Source organism: Massilia hydrophila (assembly GCF_020208145.1).
Taxonomy (GTDB): domain Bacteria; phylum Pseudomonadota; class Gammaproteobacteria; order Burkholderiales; family Burkholderiaceae_D; genus Telluria; species Telluria hydrophila.
Genome location: NZ_JAHYBX010000001.1, coordinates 104,743 through 127,726, shown reverse-complemented (window position 1 = coordinate 127,726; position 22,984 = coordinate 104,743). Strand labels below are relative to the sequence as shown.

The following is a 22,984-nucleotide window of genomic DNA, read 5'->3' as shown; positions in this document are numbered from 1 at the left end:
CACTCCTCCTTCTCGTATGGCTCCGTGCCGCTCGCAATCGTACACTCCTCATTCATGCAAAGAGGTAATATTCGAACAATTCATGAGCATGAAAGGCGCTATTTGTCTTTAGTCTGCCATAAGCTAGGGTGCCGGCGAGGCAACCGTATCCTCTTCACCTGCCTTGAATTCGCGCTTGGTGCAGGAGACGTCTTGCGGATCGATGGGGAGAATGGCAGCGGCAAGACAAGCCTGCTGCGGATTCTCGCAGGCCTGCGCCAGGCAGATACCGGCCACGTATCGTGGCAAGGAACCGGCGTGCGTAATCCGGACGGGCATGTGCGCCAGGATCTTCTCTATATCGGCCATGCGGCGGCTGTAAAGGATAACTTGATGGCGTGGGAAAATCTCGTGTTCACAGAGCTCCTCATCGGGCAAGCCGGCAAGACGCTTGCGCTCGACGCACTTGCCAAGGCCGGCCTCGGTGCGCATGCCTGCACCTTTGGCAAAGCATTGTCGCAGGGCCAGCGCAGGCGTGTTGCGCTGGCCCGCCTCCACTTGCCGCGCGTTCGTACACTGTGGATTCTCGACGAGCCTTTCGTTGGCCTTGACGGCGCTGCGGTCGATGCGCTGTGCATTGCCATGCAAGCCCATCGCAGCAATGGCGGCATCATCGTCTACACCTCGCACCAGGATGCCGGCCCACCAGATGTCCGTTCGCTCCGGCTGCCCGGCGCCAACTGATGCTGCCGGCGTACCTACATGCGGTCCGTTGCGGTCTGCTTTGCTCACTGCGCCAGCCTGTCGATGTATCGTCACCGCTGGTTTTCTTCGTGATGGTGACCAGTCTCTTCCCACTGGGCATAGGACCCGAAAAGGCACTCCTGCTGCGTATTGCGCCAGGAATCATCTGGGCAGGGGCGCTGCTGGCCTCGCTGCTGGCCTTGCAACGCCTGTTCGAGCCGGACCTGGCAGACGGTACACTCGAACAGATGCTGTTGTCGCCCGAGCCCCTCGTCGTGCTGGCTGCCGGGAAGATCACTGCCCACTGGATGACATCCGGCGTTCCCCTGGCCATCGTGGCGCCCGTGGTCGCACTGCAGTATGGACTGGACGGCCCGGCACTCGGCACCCTCCTGCTCAGCGCACTGCTCGGAACGCTGGTCTTCAGCACCATCGGCTCGATCGGCGCCGCGCTCGGACTCGGAAGCCGCGGCGGCAGCCTGCTCATTGCACTGCTGGTGATGCCGCTTCAGATACCGGTCGTGATCCTTGGCTCGGGGGCGCTGACAGCAAGTTTGACGGGCATGACGCCGGCCCCCTACCTGATGTTGTTGGGTGCGCTGGCCTGCGTCGCACTCGCGCTGGCCCCCTGGGCTACGGCCGCGGCATTGCGCCTGTCACAGGAATAGTCGAACAGATTCAGGAGAGTCCATGAGCATCGCCCAGCCCCCCGTCCGTACCCGGCCGCGCACCCGGCTGTTCCGGTTTGCGGCGCCGCCGAACTTCGTCGTGCTCGCAGCGCGGCTCGCGCCATGGCTTGCCGTCCTGGCGGCGGTCACCGGCGTGGCGGGCCTGGCGGTGGGATTTCTCATCGCACCCACCGATGCGCAGCAGGGCGAGGCCTACCGCATCATCTATGTGCACGTGCCCGCTGCATGGCTCTCCATGCTGATCTACGTCGCCATGGCCTTGTGGGCGGCAATCGGCTTCATCTACAACACCCGCGTATCCTCGATCATGGCGTGCGCACTGGCCCCCACCGGCGCCCTGTTCACTTTCCTCGCGCTGTGGACGGGTGCGCTATGGGGCAAGCCGACCTGGGGTACCTGGTGGGTATGGGATGCCCGTCTTACCTCGGAGCTCATTCTGCTGTTCCTGTATGTCGGCTTCATGGCACTGCATGCGTCCTTCGATGATGTGCGCCGGGCCGACCGCGCTGCGGCTATCCTCGCCATCGTCGGCATCGTCAACGTTCCGATCATTTACTTTTCCGTGAAATGGTGGAACACGCTGCATCAGGGCGCTTCGATCCGGCTGACCGAAGCGCCTTCGATGGCCACGCCGATGCTGGCCGGCCTGTTGTTGATGACCGTGTCATTCTGGGCCTATGCGGCCGCGATCACCTTGAAACGTGCCAGATGCATCGTGCTCGAACGCGAGTACGCCGCCGACTGGACGCGCAGTTGGGAGAAACACATCTCATGAACTGGAATAGCTTGCAGGAATTCGTATCGATGGGAGGCCATGGCGCCTTCGTCTGGGGAGCATGCCTGGTGAGCTTCGCTGCGCTTGCCTGCGAGACCTGGCTGGTCCATAGGCGGATGCGCCGGGCCGCCCTGGCAATCGACCGACGCGGGGAGGACCAATGAAAGCACGCCAACAGCGGCTGGCCCTTGTATTGGGTGCCGTTCTCCTGCTCGGACTGGCAGCATGGCTCGTCCTGTCCGCCTTCAGGGAAAACCTCGTGTTTTTCTACACGCCCACCCAGATTGCCAAAGGCGAGGCGCCCTCTGCCGGACTGTTCCGCATGGGCGGGATGGTCGAGGAGGGCAGCGTGCGGCGCCATCCGGACGGCCTGACCGTGTCCTTTGCCGTCACCGACATGCACCGGACCGTCCCCGTGGTCTACCAGGGCGCCCTGCCCGACCTGTTCAAGGAGGGCAAGGGGGTGGTCGCGCAGGGGCGCCTGCAGGACGGGCGCTTCACCGCGCAAGAAGTCCTGGCCAAGCACGACGAAAACTACATGCCGCCGGAAGCCGCATACGCACTGGCGCAACAGGAAGCCAAAGCAAAGGAATCGAATGCTGCCGGAAATCGGTAATTATGCCCTGATGCTGGCCCTGGCCCTGGCCGTGGTCCAGTCCCTTGTTCCTCTTGCCGGCGCACACCGCGCCAACGGGCGCTGGATGGCGGTGGCGCGCCCCGCCACCTCGGGCCAGGTCGCCCTGACCACGGTCGCACTGGCCTGCCTGGTTGCTGCGTTCCTGCAAAACGACTTCTCGGTCCTCTACGTGGCCCAGAACTCGAATTCACTGCTGCCATGGTTCTACCGGGTGACGGCCACGTGGGGAAGCCACGAAGGCTCGCTCCTGCTCTGGACCTGGCTGCTGGGATGCTGGTCGCTCGCGGTCGCCGTCTTCAGCAAGCGCCTGCCGCAGGACATGGTTGCGCGGGTGCTGGCCGTGCTGGGCATGATCAGCACCGGCTTCCTGCTGTTCATGCTGCTGACCTCCAACCCGTTCGCCCGGCTGGTGCCGTCCGCGCTCGATGGACAGGACCTGAACCCGCTGCTCCAGGATGCGGGAATGATCATCCACCCACCGCTGCTCTACATGGGCTATGTCGGCTTTTCAGTGGCGTTCGCGTTTGCCATCGCGGCGCTGCTCGCGGGCCGGCTCGACGCGGCCTGGGCGCGCTGGTCGCGGCCCTGGACACTGCTCGCCTGGGGTTTCCTGACGCTCGGCATCTTCATGGGGAGCTTCTGGGCCTACTATGAACTCGGCTGGGGCGGCTGGTGGTTCTGGGACCCGGTGGAGAATGCTTCCTTCATGCCCTGGCTGGTCGGAACCGCCCTGATCCATTCGCTGATCGTCAGCGAAAAGCGCGGCAGCTTCCGCAGCTGGACCGTGCTACTGGCGATCCTGGCATTCTCGCTCTCCCTGCTCGGCACCTTCCTGGTGCGCTCGGGTGTGCTGACCTCGGTGCACGCCTTCGCGACCGACCCGACGCGCGGTACGTTCATCCTGGTGTTCCTGACGCTGGTCGTGGGCGGCTCGCTGCTCCTGTATGGCTGGCGCATGGGCCGGGTCGGCCATGGCGGCCGCTTCGCCCTGTTTTCGCGCGAAGCGCTCCTGCTTGCAAACAATGTAGTCCTGCTGGCAGCGGCTGCGGCGGTCCTGCTCGGCACCCTCTATCCGCTGTTCCTGGACGCACTCGGCCTGGGCAAGATCTCGGTGGGCCCGCCCTACTTCGAGACCGTCTTCGTGGCATTGATGGTGCCGGCCCTGCTGCTGGTGGCGGTCGGGCCCTTCGTGGCCTGGAAGTCGTCCCAGCCGCGGGCGGTGCTGCGCCAGCTCGGTGGCGTCGCCGCAGCGTCGCTACTGTTCGCCGGCGCCGCGGCGCTGGCAGCCAGGGCAACGCCGCTGGTCGCCCTGGGGCTGATCATGGCCCTGTGGATCGTGCTCGGCACCGTATGGCAGCTTGTCTACCGGGTGCGGCGCGCGCCACCCGCCATGCCCTTGAGCACGCGCCTGGCGCGCGAACCGCTCAGCTGGTGGGCCATGCTGGTCGCGCACGCCGGCCTCGGCATCTTCGTTGCGGGGGTCACGGTAGCCAATGGATTCGACAGCGCGCGCGATGCGAGCATGCGCGCCGGGGACACCGTCACGCTTGGCGAGCATACATTCAGGCTGACCGCCCTGCGCCGGGTCGAGGGCCCCAACTACCGTGGCGTGCAAGGCCTGTTCGCCGTGAGCAGCGGCGGTCGCCATCTTGCCACGCTCAGGCCGGAAAAAAGAATGTATACGGTGCAGGGCATGGCCATGACGGAAGCCGCCATTGATCGCAGCCCGCTGCGCGACCTCTACGTCTCGCTCGGCGAGGAGACCGAACCAGGACGCTGGCTGGTGCGCGTGCAGCACAAGCCCTTCATCGGATGGATCTGGGCGGGCGCCCTCCTGATGGCGGCGGGCGGACTCGCCGCCGCGGCCGACAAGCGCTACCGCGCCACCCTGGCGCCGACGGCTGCGGCACGCAGCAGCGCAAGCAACGCGGCGTTGCACACATGAAGAAGATCCATTTCCTGCTGCCGCTGCTGGTATTCCTGACGATTGCCGCCTTCCTGGCGATCGGATTGAAGCGCAACCCGCGTGAACTGCCCTCGCCCCTGGTCGGCAAGCCGGCGCCGGCCTTCGAAGCCCGCCGGCTCGGAACAGCCGGTGACACCTTCTCGCCGCGCCACATGGCGGGCAAGGTATGGTTGCTGAACGTCTGGGCCTCCTGGTGCGTCTCCTGCCGCCATGAGCACCCCGTGCTGACCCGTTTCGCGCAGCAGGGCCTGGCGCCGGTCGTGGGCCTGAACCACAAGGACCAGGAGGATGCCGGCTTGCGCTGGCTCCAGTTGCATGGGAATCCCTATGTCCTGTCGATCGCCGATCCGGAGGGCAGGATCGGCATCGATTACGGGGTTTATGGCGTGCCGGAAACCTTTGTCATCGACGCCCGCGGCATCGTCCGCTACCGCCACACCGGCCCGCTCACCCAGGAACTCCTGGAGTCCCGCATCATCCCGTTGATAAGGAGCCTGAATGCCACGTGAACTCCTGTTCGCCCTGTGCCTGTTGCTGGCCACGGCGGCTCACACTGCGCGCGCGTCCGCACCGACCACCGACGAGCGTGCCGAAGCTGTGTCGCATCAACTGCGCTGCCTCGTGTGCCAGAACCAGACGATCGCGGAGTCGAACGCCGAGCTGGCCGTCGACCTGCGCCGGCAGGTACGTGAACTCCTCGCCGAAGGCAAGAGCGAGGAACAGATCCTTGCCTTCATGACAGAGCGCTATGGCGACTTCGTGGTCTATCGGCCGCCGCTCAGGAGCAGCACCATGCTGCTATGGTTCGGTCCGGCACTACTGCTTGTGGGGGGCGCCCTCGGCCTGGCGTGGCGTATCCGGCGCATGCGTCCGGCCGCTCCGCTGCAGCAGGCCGAATACGAGCGCGCCGAACGGCTGCTCAGGCCTGGCAAGGAGGACACGCAGTGACAATGTTCCTGTTCGTGGCGGTCGCGATGACCGCGCTGGCGCTCGGATGCCTGCTGTATCCCCTGCTGCGCTCCTCCCTGGCGTCGGGTTCGGCCACGACCGACAGCCTGCAGGTGCTGCGCGAGCAGGCACGCGAGCTGGACCTGGCGCTCAAGGAGGGAAGCCTGACGGCGCCGGTCCATGCGGAAGCACGCGACGAATTGCGGCGCCGTGTCAGCGAAGAACTCGCGGCCCCGCCGAAGGCGCATCCGGACCGGCAGCAGCGGCTGCTGGCCGGCATCCTGGCGCTGTTCATTCCGGTCGTGGCCGCGGGCCTGTATTACCACCTCGGCAGTCCTGCCGCGCTGGCCGTAGCGAGCCAGGAGCGGGACTTCGGTGGACCCCAGCACCAGATCTCGGCAGCCGACGTCAGCACCCTGGTGCAGGGACTTTCCGATCGCATGCGGCGCGAGCCTGCCAACGCCGATGGCTGGTATATGCTGGCGCGTTCGTACACCGCGATCGGCCGCTACCAGGACGCGGTGCTCGCCTACGAGCGCCTGCTGGTACTGGTGCCAGACGACTCCGCGGTGCTGGCCGACTATGCCGACGTCCTGGCCACCCTCAAGGGCGGCAGCCTCGAAGGCAAGCCGGAACAGCTGGTGCTGCAGGCACTGGCGCTCAACCCCAAGGATGTCAAGGCGCTGGCGCTGGCCGGCAACGCGGCCTATCAAAAGGGCGACGCCGCCAACGCGCGCCGGCACTGGGAGCAGCTGCTGCACCTGACCCCGGGCGACTCGGCCATCCACCAGGGGACGCTTGCCAGCCTGGCGAGTCTGAAAGGCAGGGCGTCCCCGGCCGGCAAGGCAGCCGTGAACGACGCACCCGCCCCCCGCGATGCCACGCGCGCGCTGACGGGAACCGTGACGCTCGCTCCGGAACTGGCGTCGGAAGCCGCGCCGGGCGACACCGTTTTCATTTTCGCGCGGGCAGCCAAGGGGCCGCGCGCGCCGCTGGCGGTCAAGCGCATCACCGTGGCGCAGCTGCCATACACGTTCGCACTGGACGATTCGCAGGCCATGGCGCCCTCACTGACACTTTCTTCTGCGAGCGAGGTAGTGGTCACGGCGCGCGTCTCCCGCTCCGGCAGTGCCACGCCCGTCAAAGGCGATCTCGAAGGTCGTAGCGCTGCTGTGCGGCCCGATGCGCAGTCGCTCACGGTCCGCATCGACAGCCGTATCTGAGCATGCGGGTCAAAAGTGTGGCAAGCGTGCGCGGCCCTTTGTGAAACTTTCCGATAATGCACTCACGGTTAGCGTTATAGGAGTTGATCATGGAAGCAGAGCCATCACCTGATCGCCGCGTCCCGCCAACAAGGGCCCAGGAATTGAAAGCGTTTTTCTTCATTACGTGCGTACTCGCGCCCTTCCTGACTTTCACCGGCGTCATCGGTTACGGTTTCCTGGTCTGGATGTACCAGCTGGTCACTGGCCGCCTGCCTGGCGCCTGAGCGCCGCATATCGGAGCGTTCATGTCTGAAGAAATCCATATCGCTGGCATCATCGTTGCCGCAACACGCGTCCACGCCGCCAAGGTACGCGCGAACCTCGCGCTGTTACCCAAGACAATCATACATGTGGCAGCGGAAGACGGCCGCATGGTCGTCACGCTCGAGACAACGTCGACCCAGGCCACGCTTGACCGCATGGACGCGATACGCGCGCTTCCCGGCGTCCTGAATGTGGCGCTCGTGTATCAACATGCCGAACCGGCGACAGCAATGGAGGAGATGATCCCATGACCCATACGCGACGAGAATTCATCACGCAGACCGCGGCAATGACCGCGGCGGCCACTGCCGGCATTCCGTTCGAGGCATCCGCTACCAACGTCGTGACCGACGCGTCCAAAACCCAGCTGACCTGGAACAAGGCTCCCTGCCGGTTCTGCGGCGTGGGCTGCGGCGTCAACGTCGGCGTGAAGGATGGGCGCGTGGTCGCCACCCACGGAGACATCAATGCGGAAGTCAACCGCGGGGTCAACTGCGTCAAGGGCTACTTCCTGTCCAAGATCATGTACGGATCGGACCGCCTGACACAGCCCCTGTTGCGGATGAAGAACGGACGCTACGACAAGAATGGCGAATTCACGCCTGTGTCCTGGGATGCCGCCTTCGACCTGATGGCGGCGCAGTTCAAGAAGGCGATCCAGCAGAAAGGGCCGACGGCAGTCGGCATGTTCGGCTCGGGCCAGTGGACCATCTGGGAGGGTTACGCGGCCGCCAAACTGATGAAGGCCGGATTCCGCAGCAACAACCTGGATCCGAACGCGCGGCACTGCATGGCGTCGGCGGTGGCCGGCTTCATGCGGACCTTCGGCATGGATGAGCCGATGGGCTGCTATGACGACATCGAGAATGCCGACGCCTTCGTCCTGTGGGGCTCGAACATGGCAGAAATGCACCCGATTCTCTGGACCCGCGTGACCGACCGCCGCCTGTCGAAGCCGAGCACCAAGGTCGCGGTGCTCTCCGTGTACGAACATCGCAGCTTCGAGCTGTCGGACCTGTCCATCATCTTCCGGCCGCAGACCGACCTGGCAATCCTCAACTACATCGCGCATCACATCATCAAGACGAATCGGGTCAACCGAAATTTCATCAACCGGCACACCCGTTTCGTGCTGGGCAACGCCAATATTGGCTATGGCCTGCGCAAGGAGCACGCGCTCCAGCTGGCCGCCGCCAACGCGGCCAATGCCGGCGGCAGCAAGCCCATGAGCTTCGAGGAGTACGCGAAGTTCGTCAGTGCCTACGACGTCGAGACCGTATCCAAGTTGACCGGCGTGCCGCGCGAACGGCTCGAGCGCCTGGCGGAACTCTATGCCGATCCCAAGATCAAGGTCATGTCCTTCTTCACGATGGGCTTCAACCAGCATACGCGCGGCACCTGGTGCAGCAACCTGCTGTACAACCTGCACCTCCTGACCGGGAAGATATCTTCGCCAGGCAATGGGCCTTTTTCGCTCACCGGGCAGCCCTCGGCCTGCGGCACCGCGCGCGAAGTCGGCACCTTCTCGCACCGGCTGCCCGCGGACATGTTGGTGACCAATCCGAAGCACCGCGAAATCGCGGAAAAAATCTGGAAGCTGCCGCCTGGCACAGTACCCGACAAGCCGGGATTCCACGCTGTCGAGCAGAGCCGCGCACTGAAGGACGGCAAGCTCAACGTGTACTGGTCGATGTGTAACAACAACATGCAGGCCGGCCCGAACATCATGGGCGAAATCCTGCCAGGCTTCCGCAACCCCAATGCCTTTGTCGTTGTCTCCGATGTCTACCCTACCGCCAGCACGACAGCCGCGGATCTCATCCTGCCGACCGCGATGTGGGTCGAGAAAGAAGGCGCCTACGGAAACGCGGAACGGCGCACGCAGTTCTGGCATCAGCTGGTGAAAGCGCCAGGCCAGGCCCGCTCGGACCTGTGGCAATTGATGGAGTTTTCCAAGCGCTTCAAGATCGAAGAGGTGTGGCCGGCGCCGCTGCTGGCGGCCGCGCCCCAGTACCGCGGCAAGACGCTGTACGACGTCCTGTTCCGTAACGGGCAGGTCAACCAGTTCCCGACGACGCAAATGGAAGCGGGCTACATGAACGACGAGGCGGCGGCCTTCGGCTTCTACGCGCAGAAGGGCCTGTTCGAGGAGTACGCGCAGTTTGGCCGCGGCCATGGCCACGACCTGGCGCCTTTCGATACCTATCACAAGGTCCGTGGACTGCGTTGGCCGGTGGTGAACGGCAAGGAAACGCGCTGGCGCTATCGCGAAGGATTCGATCCCTACGTCAAGAAGGGCGAAGGCGTTCGTTTTTATGGCATGTCCGACGGCAAAGCCGTGATCTTCGCCCTGCCCTACGAGAAAGCGGCAGAGGAGCCGGACAAGCAGTATCCGTTCTGGCTGTCGACCGGTCGTGTTCTCGAACACTGGCATACCGGCACGATGACGAGAAGGGTGCCGGAACTGTATCGCGCCGTGCCGAACGCGGTCTGCTTCATGCATCCGGACGACGCCAAGGCGCTCGGCGCCCGGCGCGGCGACTTGATCGAAGTCAAGTCGCGGCGTGGCCTGATCCATTCGCGCGTCGAGACGCGTGGACGCAACCGGCCGCCACGCGGACTGGTATTCATTCCGTTCTTTGATGCCAGCCAGCTGGTCAACAAAGTCACGCTGGACGCCACCGACCCCATTTCTTTCCAGACCGACTATAAGAAGTGTGCGGTTGCCATTCGAAAAATCTAGGGAGGAGGACATGAAAAACTTGCGCTCGGGCCTGATCGCCCTGTTCTTGTTCGCCGCTTCTCCTTACGTCACGGCGCAGCAGGCCCTCGACAGGATGCGTGGCCCCACGCCCTTGGCGGAAACCGTCAAGCCGGCCCCCATGGTCAATCCGGATAACAGCGACGTGCGACGGGTTCGCAACTACGCCATGCAGCCACCGGTGATTCCCCACAAGATCGAGTCGTACCAGGTCGACAAGAACGCGAACCGTTGCATGATGTGTCATGCACGGACGCGTACCCAGGAAAGCCAGGCGCCCATGATCAGTGTGACGCACTTCCAGAATCGCGATGGAAACTTCCTGGCAGAGCTGTCGCCACGGCGCTATTTCTGTCTCCAGTGCCATGTCCCGCAGGCAGAACTTCCACCCCTGGTCCCCAATAACTTCAAGGACGTCGACACCCTGTTGAATCAGGCGCCGACAGCCGGCCAATCGAAGAAAAAATAGGGGGAGTGATGATCAAGAATATTTTCCTGCGCTATTGGCGCTTTTTGACCCGTCCAAGCGTTCACCTCAGCCTTGGGTTCCTGATCATTGCTTCCTTTATTGCCGGAATCCTGTTCTGGGGTGGATTCAATACTGCCATGGAAGCAACGAACACCGAACAGTTTTGCACCGGTTGCCATGAAATGAACGACAACGTGTACGTTGAGCTGCAGCGGACCATTCACTTTACGAATCGCAGCGGGGTGCGCGCGAAGTGCTCGGACTGTCATGTACCACATAACTGGACAGACAAGATGGCACGCAAGATGCAGGCGTCAAAAGAAGTGTGGGGCAAGATTTTCGGCACAATCAACACGCGCGAAAAGTTCGAGGCCATGCGCCTGACCCTGGCTCAGCACGAATGGGATCGTCTGAAGGCAAATAACTCCCTCGAGTGCAGGAACTGCCACCAGTTCGAGTCGATGGACTTTACCCGTCAAAGCCCCCGAGCTGTGCAAGCACATTCCACGCAGCTTGCCAGAGGCGAAAAAACCTGTATCGATTGCCATAAAGGGATTGCTCATACCCTCCCGGATATGGCAGGACACTGATCGTGTTCAGCGGACAGCCAGCTAGCCTGAAGTAGCCACCCGCGCCAGCGCCATGGCCTCGAACTCTTCCACCGGCATCGGCCAGCCGAGCAGGTAGCCCTGGAAGGCGCGGCAGCCGAGCGCCTTCAGCTGTTCCAGCTGCACGGCCGTCTCCACCCCTTCCGCGATGTGCCCGAGCCCCAGCCTGTCCGCCAGGCCGATGACGATCTCGACGATGCCAGCCGAGCGCGGGTTGTCCACGCAGGTCGCGACAAAGGACTGGTCGATCTTCAGGCTGCTCAGGGGGAAGCGCTGGATGTAGCTGAGCGAGGAAAACCCGGTGCCGAAATCGTCGACCGAGAAGCACACCCCTTCCCGCCGCAGGCTGTGCATCTTCTCGATGGTAGCCTCGATGTCGGTGGCCAGCAGGGATTCGGTCAGTTCCATCGACAGCCGGGACGGATCGGCACCTGCGGCGCGAATGATCCCCAGTGAGCGCGCGACGAAATCCTCGTCGTGCATCTGGCGCGCGCTGACGTTGACCGCGATGCCGAGCCTGGCCAGCGCCGGCATCCTGGACCAGGCCGCGAGGCGCTCGCTCGCCTGGCGCAGCACGATGTCGCCCAGCCTGACGATCAGGTCCGAGGTTTCCGCCAGCGGGATGAAACTTCCCGGCGCCAGGAGGCCGCGCAGCGGATGCTGCCAGCGCAGCAGCGCTTCGGCGCCCACGATCTTCTGTTCGACATCGAACTGGGGCTGGTAGTACAGAACGAATTCGCCGCGCTCCACCGCGTGCGACAGCTCGTCCTGGAGCCGGGCGCGCTCGTCGATCATGCGCTGCATGGCGGGATCGAAGAAGCGGATGGCGTTGCGCCCGGCCGACTTGGCCGCATACAGGGCGATGTCGGCCTGCTGCAGCAGCAGGTCGGCGCTGCCCTCGCCGCGCTCGACCAGCACGGCGCCGATGCTGGGAGTGATCGAGAAGTGACGCTCGCCGATCGGAAACGGACGGCCCAGCAGATGGCACAGGTCGCGGGCGCGCTGCTGCGCCAGCACGGCGCATGAGACCTCGGTGTGCACTCCACAGTCGAGCAGCACGACGAATTCGTCGCCACCGAGCCTGCCCACGAAATCACCCTGCTCCAGTGCTCCCAGCAGGCGCCGGCCAACTTCCTGCAGCAGGCGGTCGCCGAAGGGGTGTCCCTCGGTGTCGTTGAGCAGCTTGAAGTTGTCGAGGTCGATCAGCAGGACCGTGCTGGCCTGGCCGTCCGCCGCGGCGCACATGCGCCGGCGCTCGAGTTCGCGCAGCAGGTAGCGCCGGTTCGGCAGGCCGGTGAGGTAGTCATGGTCGGCGCTCAGCTGCAGCTGGCGTTCCAGCTGCTTGCGCTCGGTGAGGTCGGTGTTGGCGCCGGAGATGCGCACCGCGCGTCCGGTGGCCTCGCGCAGCACGAAGCCGCGGCTGAGCACCGGGACCGCATGGCCATCGCGGTGCCAGAGCCGGAATTCGATCGCATAGCTCACCTCCGGTCCGGCCAGCAGCTCGGCCAGGAAGCGGTTGACGCGCTCGCGGTCTTCCGGATGCAGCAGCCGCTGCCAGGCCTCGATGTCGGTCGGATGGGTCCCGGGCGCATAACCGAGCATGTCCCACCAGCGCTCGGAATAGAACAGCGTCTGCTGGTCCAGGTCCCAGTCCCAGTAACCCTCGTTCAGCGCGCGCAGGACAAGCTGCAGGCGCTGCTGCGAGTGCTCCAGCGCCTGCTGGGTGGCCACCAGTTCGCTGCAATCGGTGAAGCAGACCACCGCCGATGCGATCTGACCGCCGCTGTCGAAGACCGGATAGGCGTTGCAGATCAACCAGATGACGTGCGCGCCCGGACGCCGCACCCCCACCACCACGTCGGTGACCGGAAGCTTCTCGAGCAATACCCGGCTGGCCGGCAGGTCGTCGACGTCGATCGCGCCGCCATCCGGCGAGACAAAGGACCAGCCGGGATGGTCCGCCAGGCGCCCCCGGATGTCGGGCAGGTCCTCGCCGAGCAGGCGCTGGGCCATGGCATTGGCGGCGATCACCGCCGACTGGGAGTCGTGGATGACGATGCCCGCCGGTACCTTGTCGATCAGATTTTTATCGAGGTGAAATCCCATAGCAAGCTTCAGCCTATCATAGGGTCGTCAATACGTCACGGGATCACTCTAGCAAGCCAGCGGAACGCGCGGCGCAGGCATGCGCGCCGGCACAGCCTCGGCGCGCTTTCAGCGCACTTCCAGCCGGCCCTCGCGCAGCTTCAGGCGCTGGATGCCGGGCAGGCCGATCAGGTCGCGGTCGTGGCAGGCCATCACCACGCTGCCGCCGCGCTCGAGCAAGGTGGGAATCAGGGCGATCACCTGCTCGCGCGCCGGGCCGTCCAGGTTGGCCGTGGGCTCGTCCAGCAGGAGCAGGCGCGGCTGCAGTACGCGGGCGCGTGCCAGCGCCACGCGCTGCTTCTCGCCGCCGGACAGGCGCGCGGGATGGGTATCGCGCAGGTGCGCCACGCCGGCCCAGCGCATCGCTTCTTCCACGGCCGGCGCCACCGCCTGCCGCCGCTCGCCACGCGCCAGCAAGCCGTAGGCGATGTTGTGGGCCACGCTGGTGGAAAACATGATCGGGTGCTGGTGCACGAAGCCGATCGCGCGCCGCAGCGCCGCCGGATACGGATGCAACGGCATGCTGCGTCCCTCGAATACGATGCGGCAGGCATCGCAGCGTTCCAGCCCGGCCAGCATGCGCAGCAAGGTGGACTTGCCGGCCCCGTTCACGCCGGTCAGCACGTAGGCGCTGGCGGCCGCGATATCGAGCCGCTCGATCTCGAACAGCAGGCGCTCGCCGTGGCGCTTGCGCATGCCTTGCACGCTGAGCAGGGGCGCGGCCAGCGTCACCAGCGGCCTCCCGCCGTATGGGCCTCGCCCTGCAGCAGCACCAGGGCGCCGTTCATCACGAGCGCCAGCGACACCAGCACGATGCCCAGCGCGATGCCCTGCGCGAACTCGCCCTTGCTGGTCTCGAGCGCGATGGCGGTGGTGATGGTGCGGGTCTGGCCTTCGATGTTCCCGCCCACCATCAGCGCGCAGCCTACTTCCGAGATCACCCGGCCGAAGCCGCTGATGACCGCCGCCATCACGCCGTAGCGCGCCTCGTGCAGGACGGTGCGCATCACGCCCCAGCGCGAGGCGCCCAGCGAGAGCGCCGTTTCCGCGTAACGGGGGTCGGCCGCCTGCACCGCGGCCAGGGTAAAGGCCAGCAGCACCGGCAGGCCGATCACCATCTGGCCCAGGATCACGCCTTCCTGCGAGAACAGCCATTCGAGTCCGCCCATCGGCCCGCGCCGCGACAGCAGCAGGTAGAGCAGCAGGCCGATCAGGACGGTGGGCAGGGACAGCGCGGCCTGGGCCAGCCAGATCGCCAGGCGCCGTCCGGGAAAACGGTGCATGGCGATCGCATAGCCCAGCAGGATCGCGGGCGGGGCCGCCAGCAGCAGTCCCAGCACACTGGTCTTGACCGAGACCCAGACGATGCGCCACAGGGCTTCGTCTCCGGAAAACAGCAGGGCAAAGGCGTGCGCGGTGGCGTCCAGCACGGTCAAGCCGTCCGTGGGGCGTGGAAGGGCGCGTTCGGGGGCTCCAGCAGGTCCGGTTCGAACACCAGGCGCTCCTGGCCGGCCAGCAGCAGGAAGTGCTTGCCGCTGCAGCGCGCCAGCAGCGACATGCCGACCTTCTGCGCCACCATGTGGCCCATTTGCGTGGTGCCCGAGCGCGACAGCAGGAAGGGAATGCCCATCTGCGCGCCCTTGATCACCATCTCCGAGGTCAGGCGCCCGGTGGTATAGAACACCTTGTCGCCCCCGGCCAGGCCATCGAGCCACATCCGGCCGGCGATCGCGTCCACCGCATTGTGGCGGCCGACGTCTTCCACGAAATACAGCAGCTCGCCGCTGCTTGAAAACAGGGCGCAGCCATGCACCGAACCGGCCTGCTTGTACACCGACTGCTGGCTGCGGATGGTCTCGACGATGCGGTACACGACCGACTGCGGCAGGCGCGCGTCAAGCGGCAGGACGATCTGGTCCACCTCGTCCATCAGGCCGCCGAACACCGATCCCTGGCCGCAGCCGGTGGTGACGACCTTCTTCGCGGTGCGCTCCTCGATATCCAGGATGCCGTTCCTGGTGACCACCGCCACCGCATCGACCGACCAGTCGACCTGGATCGAGACGATGTCATCGAGCGTCCGTACCAGGCGCTGGTTGCGCAGGTAGCCCAGGGTCAGCGCTTCCGGCGCGCCGCCCAGCGTCATCAGGGTAACGATCTCGCGCTTGTCCACGTAGACGGTGAGCGGACGCTCGGCGGGGATCGCGATGGTGGAGGCGCGGCCACGCTCGTCCAGCGCGCCCACGTCGTGGGTCAGGGGCGCGCGCGCATCGGACAGGGCCGGACGGTAGCGTGGCAGGTCGGGACGGTTCATGTTGCCAATTGTGCCATGCCAGCCAGGATTTGGCCGCCACCGTAGCTGCCCTGGGCGGCGACGGTCCCGCCGGGGGTGAGCCTGACGGCGCAGTACTTGAACTCGGGGATCTTGCCGAACGGGTCGAGCGCCGCATTGGTGAGGCGGTTGATGGCCGCCTCGTAGTAGCAGAAGGGAACGAAGACCGCGCCCACGGGCGAACCGTCGTCGGCGCGCGCATACAGCACGACCTCGCCGCGGCGCGATGCGATCGTGACCGTGTCGCCCGGCTGCACCCCGAGGCGCTCGAGATCGAGCGGGTGCAGCAGCGCCACCGGATCGGGCTCGATCGCATCGAGCACGGCGGCGCGCCGGGTCATGCTGCCCGTGTGCCAGTGCTCGAGCTGGCGGCCGGTGATCAGGACCATCGGATAGTCGGCATCGGGCCGCTCGGCGGCCGGGATGATGTCGGCCGGGACGAAGCGCGCCCTGCCCCCTTCACGCGGGAAGCGTTCGGTGAACACCACCGGCTGGCCAGCGTCGCCCTCCTGCGTGCACGGGTAGACCACGGCACCCTCGCGTTCCAGGCGCTCCCAGGTGATGCCGCCGATGCTCGGCATGGTGCGGCGCATCTCGTCGAAGACATCTGCTACGCTCCCGTAGTGCCAGTCCAGGCCGAGCCGCTGCGCCATCTGCTGGATGATCCACAGGTCCTGGCGCGCTTGGCCCGGCGGGTCGATCGCCTGGCGGCCCAGCTGCACCAGGCGGTCGGTATTGGTAAACGTGCCGTTCTTTTCCGGGAAGCTGGATGCCGGCAGGATCACGTCGGCGAGGTAGGCGGTCTCGGTCAGGAAGATGTCCTGCACCACCAGGTGTTCCAGCCGCGCCAGCGCGGCGCGCGCGTGGTTGGCGTCCGGGTCGGACATCGCCGGGTTCTCGCCCATGATGTACATGCCGCGCACCTGGCCGGCATCGATGGCGTCCATCACCTCGACCACGGTCAGGCCGGGTTGCGGGTCGAGCGCCACGCCCCAGGCCTGCTCGAACCTGGCGCGCGCGGCCGGGTTGTCCACGCGCTGGTAGTCCGGCAGCATCATCGGGATCAGGCCGGCATCCGACGCGCCCTGCACGTTGTTCTGGCCGCGCAGCGGATGCAGGCCGGTGCCGGGACGCCCGATCTGGCCCGTCATGAGGGACAGCGCGATCAGGCAGCGCGCGTTATCCGTGCCGTGCACGTGCTGCGACACGCCCATGCCCCACAGGATCATCGAAGCTTTCGACGTGGCGTACAGGCGCGCCACGTAGCGGATGGTCTCGGCGTCGATGCCGCACAGCGGCGCCATCGCTTCGGGGCTGTAGCCGGCCACGTTGCGCGCCAGCTCCTCGTAGCCGAGGGTACGGTCGGCGATGAAGCCCTGGTCGACCAGGCCTTCGCCGACGATCACGTGCATCATGGCGTTCAGCAGCGCCACGTCGGTGTCGGGCTTGAACTGCAGGTAGCGGTGCGCGTGGCGCGCCAGCTCGGAACGGCGCGGGTCCATCACGACGAGCCTGGCGCCCGCCTTCACCGCGTTCTTGATCCAGGTGGCCGCCACCGGGTGGTTGACGGTCGGGTTGGCGCCGATCACCACGATCACTTCGGCGCGCAGCACGTCCATCACCGGGTTCGAGACGGCGCCCGAGCCGATCCCCTCCAGCAGGGCGGCGACCGAGGAGGCGTGGCACAGGCGCGTGCAGTGGTCGACGTTGTTGGTGCCGAACCCGGTACGCACCAGCTTCTGGAACAGGTAAGCTTCTTCGTTGCTGCCCTTGGCCGAGCCAAAGCCGGCCAGGGCCGCGCCGCCGTGCCCGTCGCGGATGCGCGCCAGGCCGCCGCCGGCCAGGGCCAGCGCTTCTTCCCAGCTGGCCTCGCGGAACACCTCCAGCACGCGCGCCGGGTCCATGACGAAGTCGCCCGCCTTGGACATGCCTTCGCGGCGCACCAGCGGGGTCGTCAAGCGCTGCGGATGGTGCGCATAGTCGAAGCCGTAGCGCCCTTTCACGCACAGGCGGCCGGCGTTGGCCGGGCCCTGGCGCCCTTCGACGTACAGGATGCGGTTGTCCTTCACCTGGTAGGTGAGCTGGCAGCCGACCCCGCAATAAGGGCAGACCGAATCGACCTGCCTGTCAGGCACGGCAAGGGCAGCGTCGCGCGCCGGCATCAGGGCGCCGGTCGGACAGGCCTGCACGCATTCGCCGCAGGCTACGCAGGTCGAGGCGCCCATCGGGTCGTCCTGGTCGAACACGATCTTCGCGTCCTGGCCGCGCAGGGCCAGGCCGATCACGTCGTTCACCTGCTCGTCGCGGCAGGCGCGCACGCAGCGCGTGCACTGGATGCAGGCGTCGAGGTTGACGGCGATCGCCGCGTGGCTCAGGTCTGGCGGCGGCTGGCGCCTGCTCGGCGCGAAGCGGGGCTTGCCGACGCCCAGCCTGGCGGCCCACAGGTCGACTTCGTTGCGGCGGGTGTAGCCGGTTTCCGGCATGTCGGCCTGGAGCAGTTCCAGCACCATCTTCTGGGCCGCAAGGGCGCGGGCACTGTCGGTGCGCACCTGCATGCCGGCGACCGGAGTGCGGCAACACGATGCCGCCAGCACCCGCTCGCCAGCGACCTCCACCACGCAGGAGCGGCAGTTGCCGGCCGGCGCCATGCCCTCCTTGTAGCACAGGCGCGGCACCGCGATGCCTTCGCGCGCGGCGACCTCGATCAGGGTTTCGTGCGGCAGCGCCTCGACGCTGCGGCCATTCAGTTCGAAGGCAATGGTCGGGATGGGCGCGTTCATGATGGGGCCAGCTCGTGTGGAAAGTAGCGGATGACGCAGTCGACCGGATTCGGCGCCGCCTGTCCCAGCCCACAGATCGAGGCGTCGCGCATCACCTGCGACAGTTCGCCCAGCAGCGCGGTGTCCCACTGCGGCTGGCGGATCAGCGCGAGCGCCTTGGCGGTGCCGTTGCGGCAGGGCGTGCACTGGCCGCAGGATTCATCGGTGAAGAAGGCCAGCGTGTTGCGGGCGGCGGCCACCGCGCTGTCGTGCTGCGACAGCACGACCACGGCGGCCGAGCCGATGAAGCAGCCGTAGGGCTGCAGCGTATCGAAGTCGAGCGGGATGTCGCCCATGGACGCCGGCAGGATGCCGCCCGACGCGCCGCCCGGCAAGTAGGCGTAGAAGGCATGGCCGTCCGGCATGCCGCCGCAGTATTCGGCGATCAGTTCGCGCGCCGTGATGCCTGCCGGGGCCAGCTTCACGCCCGGCTCACGCACCCGGCCCGAGACCGAGAACGAGCGCAGGCCCTGCCGGCCGTGGCGGCCGTGGCCGGCGAACCAGGCGGCGCCGCGCTCGAGGACCTCGCGCACCCAGTGCAGCGACTCGATGTTGTGTACCAGCGTGGGCCGGCCGAACAGGCCGACCTGGGCCACATAGGGCGGACGCAGGCGTGGCATGCCGCGCCTGCCTTCGATCGATTCGATCATGGCCGACTCTTCGCCGCAGATATAGGCGCCGGCGCCGCGCCGCAGGTGGATGGCCGGCAGGCCGGACACCGGCGGCTCGCGCCGCAGTTTGTCCAGCTCGGCCTCCAGCATGGCGCGGCAGCCGTGGTATTCGTCGCGCAGGTAGAGATAGATGGCCTCGATGCCCACCGCCCAGGCGGCAATCAGGGCGCCTTCCAGGAAGCGGTGCGGGTCGCGCTCCAGGTAGAAGCGGTCCTTGAAGGTGCCCGGCTCGCCCTCGTCGATGTTCACCGCCATCAGGCGCGGACCGGGTTCGGCGCGCACGATGCGCCACTTGCGCCCGAGCGGGAAGCCGGCACCGCCCAGGCCGCGCAGGCCAGAGTCTTCCAGGGTCGCGATCACCGCGTCGGCATCGTGTACGCCGGACGCGCAGGCCTGCAGCAGCGCGTAGCCGCCGGAAGCGCGGTAGGCGGCGTAGTCGATGTGGCCGGTCACCGTCTCGACGGTGTGGCCGGCGCCGACCGCGGCCAGCACGCCGTCCACATCCGCATGCGGCAGCGCGTGCTGGCCGAGCACCGCCACCGGCGCCGTCTCGCAGCGGCCGACGCAGGGCGCTTCCAGCACGCGCACGGCGCGGCCCAGCAGCGCCGGCAGGCGCTCCAGCAGGGCGCGCGCGCCGGCCATCTCGCACGACAGGCCGGCGCAGACCCGCACTGTGAGCGCGGGCGGCGGCGCCTCGCCTTCCTTCACCAGGTCGAAATGGTGATAGAAGCTGGCCACCTCGTAGACCTCGGCCTGGGCCAGGCCCAGCTCATGGGCCAGCGCGGCCAGGTGGGCGCTGGACAGGCAGCCATGGCGGTCCTGCACCAGGTGCAGGTATTCGATCAAGAGGTCGCGCCGGCGCGGCGCCGCGCCCAGCAGGGACTGGATCTCGCCGAGTGCCTGCGGGTCGACGCGGCGGCCCTTGGGAGCGGCGCGCTTGCGCTGGCGGCTGGGACCGTCGCCGAGGGAGGCGATCGGAATGATGGGGTGGTTCATGTGGACAGCCCTGTTCGTTCTCCGGTCTGCGGCCGGTTGCACGAAGGAGTATAAACCCGCGCGCGCAAGGCTGGAGGGCAGGAGCGGCGCAGGGGCTCAGCGGCGCCGCTTCTTCCAGTTGTAGTCGGGGCCGGTGACATCGACGCCAGGGTGGCCGACCAGGTCCGGATGCTCCGAGCACATGGTGATGAAGCGGACACCCTCCCCTTCGCGCTGGCGCTTGCGCAGCGTTTCCATGTACTGCATCGCCGCCACCATTTCCGTGGTCTCGAACAGCTTTTCGTGCGGCGTGCAGCGTTCGCCCTCGACCATCGTCCAGTACACCATGTACATCATGCCCTCCCGTTTCAGCGCATTGTCACCCGAACCTGCGCTGTCCGGCGCACCGGTCCGCGCCGGCTCGGCAATAAAGGTTTCTTGTTAGAAGAAGTTAAGCACAGAAACAAGGAGAATGCTTACAAAAAGTAGGATTTGTCCGAAATGATCCTTTTATGTGGGCCAGTTCACACAACCCGTCGCAGTGGGCAATTAGGCTGGAGCCTGTTTTCACAAACAGCGGGTCAGAACATGAACACAAACATGAATTCCCAGCCGGAGCAGTCCCCGGAGCTTGAACTCTGGGGCGGACTCGAATGCACCGTCAACCGCGTGCGCGACAATTACTTCAGCCAGATGGAGCGCAACGGCCACGCCGAGCGCCTGCAGGACATCGACCGTTTTGCCTCGCTCGGCATCAAGGCGATCCGCTACCCGGTGCTGTGGGAACGCACGGCGCCGGACGGCATCGAGTCGGCCGACTGGTCATGGTCGGACGAACGCCTGCCAGCCCTGCAGCAACTGGGCGTGACCCCGATTGTCGGCCTGCTGCACCATGGCAGCGGCCCGCGCGACACCAGCCTGGTCGATCCCGCCTTCCCCGACAAGCTGGCCGAGTATGCCGGCGCGGTGGCGCGGCGCTATCCCTGGGTCGAGTACTACACCCCGGTCAACGAACCGCTGACCACGGCGCGCTTCTCGGGCCTGGCGGGCGTCTGGTACCCGCATGGCAGCGACGAGGCGACCTTCGTGCGCGCCCTGCTCAACGAGTGCCGCGCCACGGTGCTGGCCATGCGCGCCATCCGCGCCGTGAACCCGGACGCCAAGCTGGTCGCGACCGACGACCTGTCGAAGACCTACGGCACGCCCGAGATGCAGGAAGTGGTCGGCTTCTTCAACGAGCGCCGCTGGCTGGGCTGGGACCTGCTGTGCGGGAAGGTGGACCAGCAGCATGCATTGTGGTCCTACCTGCTCGACGCGCAGGCCAGCGAGCAGGAGCTGCTCTGGCTGCGCGACAATCCCTGCCCGCCCGACATCATCGGCGTCAACTACTACGCCACCAGCGAGCGCTGGCTCGACCACCGGCCGGAGCGCTACCCGCCCGACCGCCGCCATGTCTACCGCGGCATCCCCCACGCCGACATCGAGACGCCGCGCGCACTGGCCACGCCGACGCCCGGCATCGGCCCGCTGCTCATGGAAACCTGGGAGCGCTACGGCCTGCCGATCGCGATCACCGAGGCCCATATCGACGCCAACCGGGAAGACCAGATGCGCTGGCTGCTGGAAATCTGGAACGCGGCGCGCAGCGCGCGCCAGCAGGGTGCCGACGTGCGCGCGGTGACGGTCTGGGCCCTGCTCGGTTCCTACGACTGGAACTGCCTGGTCACCGAATGCCGCGGCTACTACGAGCCAGGCCCGTTCGACGTGCGCGGCGGCGAACCACGCCCGACCGCGGTCGCGACCCTGATGCGCGAGCTGTCCACCGGCCGCCCGCTCTCCAACCCGGTGCTGCAGGGCGAAGGCTGGTGGCGCCGTCCCGGCCGCTTCCTGTGCAAGCCGGTGGCGACCAGCACCGCGGTGGCGGACATCGCGATCCGCAGCCAGTACAAGTCGAGCGTGGTGCAGCCGATCCTGATCACTGGCGCAACCGGCACCCTGGGTTCGGCCTTCGCCCGCATCTGCAAGGGCCGCAACCTGGCCTTCCACGTGCTGACCCGCCAGGAAATGGATATCACCGACCCGGCGTCGGTGGAAGCGGCGATCGCACGCTACAAGCCCTGGGCGGTCATCAATGCCGGCGGCTACGTGCGGGTGGACGACGCCGAGGCCGACCATGAGCGCTGCATGCGCGAGAACACCCTGGGCCCGACGGTGCTGGCGCTGGCCTGCATCCGCCACCAGCTGCGCTTCATGACCTTTTCCACCGACCTGGTGTTCGACGGCGCCAAGGGCGCCCCCTACGTCGAGTCGGACCCGGTCAACCCGCTTGGCGTGTACGGCCGCAGCAAGGCGGAGGCCGAGCGGCGCGTGCTCGAGGCCGACCCGCAGGCCCTGGTGATCCGCACCAGCGCCTTCTTCGGCCCCTGGGACCGGCACAACTTCGTGACCCAGGCCCTGAACGCGCTGGAAGCCGGGCTACCGTTCCAGGCGGCGGACGACATGGTGGTCTCGCCCACCTACGTGCCCGACCTGGTCAATGTCTCGCTCGACCTCCTGATCGACCGCGAGAAAGGCGTCTGGCACCTGACCAATGCCGAAGCCCTGAGCTGGGCCGAGCTGGCGCGGCGCGCCTGCGCGGCGGCGGGGGTGGATGCGGCGAAGCTCGAGGTGGTCGCGACCGAACGCTGCGATCTGGTGGCGCGCCGGCCGGGATACAGCGCGCTGTCGAGCGAACGGGCGCTGATGCTGCCGTCGCTGGACGATGCGCTGCGGCGGTATATGGAAGCGGTGCAGGACCGCGCGCATGGGCGCGATGCGCAGCTGCCGGGCGAAGCGGCGCATTACGCCAGCTGATCCGCGACGCTTGCGCGTTCGTAGGGTGGGCGGGTCTCCCGCCCACGCGGTCAGCTCCGGCTTGAACCGACGTTTTGGCAACTC

22 protein-coding genes are annotated in these 22,984 nt (G+C 66.6%); 15 read left to right on the top strand and 7 right to left on the bottom strand.

Annotation, left to right across the window (positions count from 1 at the left end):
* Positions 1-54: 54 nt before the first annotated feature.
* The 14 genes from ccmA (at position 55) to LE190_RS00470 (ending at position 11,087) form a co-directional block, all read left to right on the top strand.
* On the top strand, positions 55-723 hold the full coding sequence (gene ccmA / locus LE190_RS00535; RefSeq protein ID WP_225238023.1) for a cytochrome c biogenesis heme-transporting ATPase CcmA: 669 nt from the start codon (positions 55-57) through the stop codon (positions 721-723).
* Positions 723-1,391, top strand: a complete 669-nt coding sequence (gene ccmB / locus LE190_RS00530; protein ID WP_225236890.1) for a heme exporter protein CcmB — start codon at positions 723-725, stop codon at positions 1,389-1,391. The genes ccmA and ccmB overlap by 1 nt, the downstream gene beginning before the upstream one ends.
* Before the next feature lie 22 nt (positions 1,392-1,413).
* Positions 1,414-2,187 carry a heme ABC transporter permease gene (locus tag LE190_RS00525; RefSeq protein WP_225236889.1) on the top strand — a complete coding sequence of 258 codons (774 nt, stop codon included), beginning with the start codon at positions 1,414-1,416 and terminating at the stop codon, positions 2,185-2,187.
* Positions 2,121-2,351, top strand: a complete 231-nt coding sequence (ccmD, locus tag LE190_RS21990; protein ID WP_369598411.1) for a heme exporter protein CcmD — start codon at positions 2,121-2,123, stop codon at positions 2,349-2,351. Before LE190_RS00525 ends, ccmD begins: the two co-directional genes overlap by 67 nt.
* The gene (gene ccmE / locus LE190_RS00515; RefSeq protein ID WP_225236887.1) at positions 2,348-2,803 is read left to right on the top strand and encodes a cytochrome c maturation protein CcmE; all 456 of its coding nucleotides are present in this window, start codon (positions 2,348-2,350) and stop codon (positions 2,801-2,803) included. The genes ccmD and ccmE overlap by 4 nt, the downstream gene beginning before the upstream one ends.
* Positions 2,784-4,769: a heme lyase CcmF/NrfE family subunit gene (locus LE190_RS00510; RefSeq protein WP_225236886.1), complete on the top strand. Its 1,986-nt coding sequence runs from the start codon at positions 2,784-2,786 to the stop codon at positions 4,767-4,769. Before ccmE ends, LE190_RS00510 begins: the two co-directional genes overlap by 20 nt.
* On the top strand, positions 4,766-5,299 hold the full coding sequence (locus LE190_RS00505; protein WP_225236885.1) for a DsbE family thiol:disulfide interchange protein: 534 nt from the start codon (positions 4,766-4,768) through the stop codon (positions 5,297-5,299). The genes LE190_RS00510 and LE190_RS00505 overlap by 4 nt, the downstream gene beginning before the upstream one ends.
* A complete protein-coding gene (locus LE190_RS00500; protein ID WP_225236884.1) occupies positions 5,289-5,738 on the top strand; it encodes a cytochrome c-type biogenesis protein in 450 nt (149 codons plus the stop codon). Before LE190_RS00505 ends, LE190_RS00500 begins: the two co-directional genes overlap by 11 nt.
* A 2-nt stretch (positions 5,739-5,740) precedes the next feature.
* The gene (ccmI, locus tag LE190_RS00495; RefSeq protein WP_225238022.1) at positions 5,741-6,961 is read left to right on the top strand and encodes a c-type cytochrome biogenesis protein CcmI; all 1,221 of its coding nucleotides are present in this window, start codon (positions 5,741-5,743) and stop codon (positions 6,959-6,961) included.
* An 89-nt stretch (positions 6,962-7,050) separates the two neighbouring features.
* Positions 7,051-7,227 (top strand): periplasmic nitrate reductase, NapE protein, encoded by a 177-nt coding sequence (locus LE190_RS00490; protein ID WP_225236883.1) that lies wholly within the window; start codon positions 7,051-7,053, stop codon positions 7,225-7,227.
* Positions 7,228-7,248: 21 nt separating this feature from the next.
* Positions 7,249-7,518 (top strand): chaperone NapD, encoded by a 270-nt coding sequence (locus LE190_RS00485; protein WP_225236882.1) that lies wholly within the window; start codon positions 7,249-7,251, stop codon positions 7,516-7,518.
* Positions 7,515-10,010 (top strand): nitrate reductase catalytic subunit NapA, encoded by a 2,496-nt coding sequence (gene napA, locus LE190_RS00480; protein WP_225236881.1) that lies wholly within the window; start codon positions 7,515-7,517, stop codon positions 10,008-10,010. The genes LE190_RS00485 and napA overlap by 4 nt, the downstream gene beginning before the upstream one ends.
* A 10-nt stretch (positions 10,011-10,020) precedes the next feature.
* The gene (locus LE190_RS00475; RefSeq protein WP_225236880.1) at positions 10,021-10,497 is read left to right on the top strand and encodes a nitrate reductase cytochrome c-type subunit; all 477 of its coding nucleotides are present in this window, start codon (positions 10,021-10,023) and stop codon (positions 10,495-10,497) included.
* 8 nt (positions 10,498-10,505) lie between these two features.
* On the top strand, positions 10,506-11,087 hold the full coding sequence (locus tag LE190_RS00470; RefSeq protein ID WP_225236879.1) for a NapC/NirT family cytochrome c: 582 nt from the start codon (positions 10,506-10,508) through the stop codon (positions 11,085-11,087).
* Between the two features lie 21 nt (positions 11,088-11,108).
* Here the strand turns inward: LE190_RS00470 and LE190_RS00465 are convergent, their stop codons facing one another.
* The 7 genes from LE190_RS00465 to LE190_RS00435 form a co-directional block, all read right to left on the bottom strand.
* Positions 11,109-13,211 carry a putative bifunctional diguanylate cyclase/phosphodiesterase gene (locus LE190_RS00465; RefSeq protein ID WP_225236878.1) on the bottom strand — a complete coding sequence of 701 codons (2,103 nt, stop codon included), beginning with the start codon at positions 13,209-13,211 and terminating at the stop codon, positions 11,109-11,111.
* 108 nt (positions 13,212-13,319) lie between these two features.
* Entirely contained in the window at positions 13,320-13,946 is a 627-nt protein-coding gene (locus tag LE190_RS00460) for an energy-coupling factor ABC transporter ATP-binding protein (RefSeq protein ID WP_225238021.1), read from the bottom strand.
* A 32-nt stretch (positions 13,947-13,978) separates the two neighbouring features.
* Positions 13,979-14,686, bottom strand: a complete 708-nt coding sequence (locus LE190_RS00455; protein WP_225236877.1) for an ABC transporter permease — start codon at positions 14,684-14,686, stop codon at positions 13,979-13,981.
* Positions 14,683-15,564 carry a formate dehydrogenase accessory sulfurtransferase FdhD gene (locus tag LE190_RS00450; RefSeq protein ID WP_225236876.1) on the bottom strand — a complete coding sequence of 294 codons (882 nt, stop codon included), beginning with the start codon at positions 15,562-15,564 and terminating at the stop codon, positions 14,683-14,685. The genes LE190_RS00455 and LE190_RS00450 overlap by 4 nt, the downstream gene beginning before the upstream one ends.
* Complete coding sequence (fdhF, locus tag LE190_RS00445) at positions 15,561-18,362, bottom strand: formate dehydrogenase subunit alpha (protein WP_225236875.1); 2,802 nt, start codon at positions 18,360-18,362, stop codon at positions 15,561-15,563. Before fdhF ends, LE190_RS00450 begins: the two co-directional genes overlap by 4 nt.
* Complete coding sequence (locus LE190_RS00440) at positions 18,359-20,068, bottom strand: NAD(P)H-dependent oxidoreductase subunit E (protein ID WP_225236874.1); 1,710 nt, start codon at positions 20,066-20,068, stop codon at positions 18,359-18,361. The genes fdhF and LE190_RS00440 overlap by 4 nt, the downstream gene beginning before the upstream one ends.
* 96 nt (positions 20,069-20,164) lie before the next feature.
* Positions 20,165-20,404 carry a hypothetical protein gene (locus LE190_RS00435; RefSeq protein ID WP_225236873.1) on the bottom strand — a complete coding sequence of 80 codons (240 nt, stop codon included), beginning with the start codon at positions 20,402-20,404 and terminating at the stop codon, positions 20,165-20,167.
* 243 nt (positions 20,405-20,647) lie between these two features.
* Between LE190_RS00435 and LE190_RS00430 the strand changes: the two genes are divergently transcribed.
* A complete protein-coding gene (locus tag LE190_RS00430; RefSeq protein ID WP_225236872.1) occupies positions 20,648-22,900 on the top strand; it encodes a family 1 glycosylhydrolase in 2,253 nt (750 codons plus the stop codon).
* The last annotated feature ends 84 nt before the right edge of the window (positions 22,901-22,984 follow it).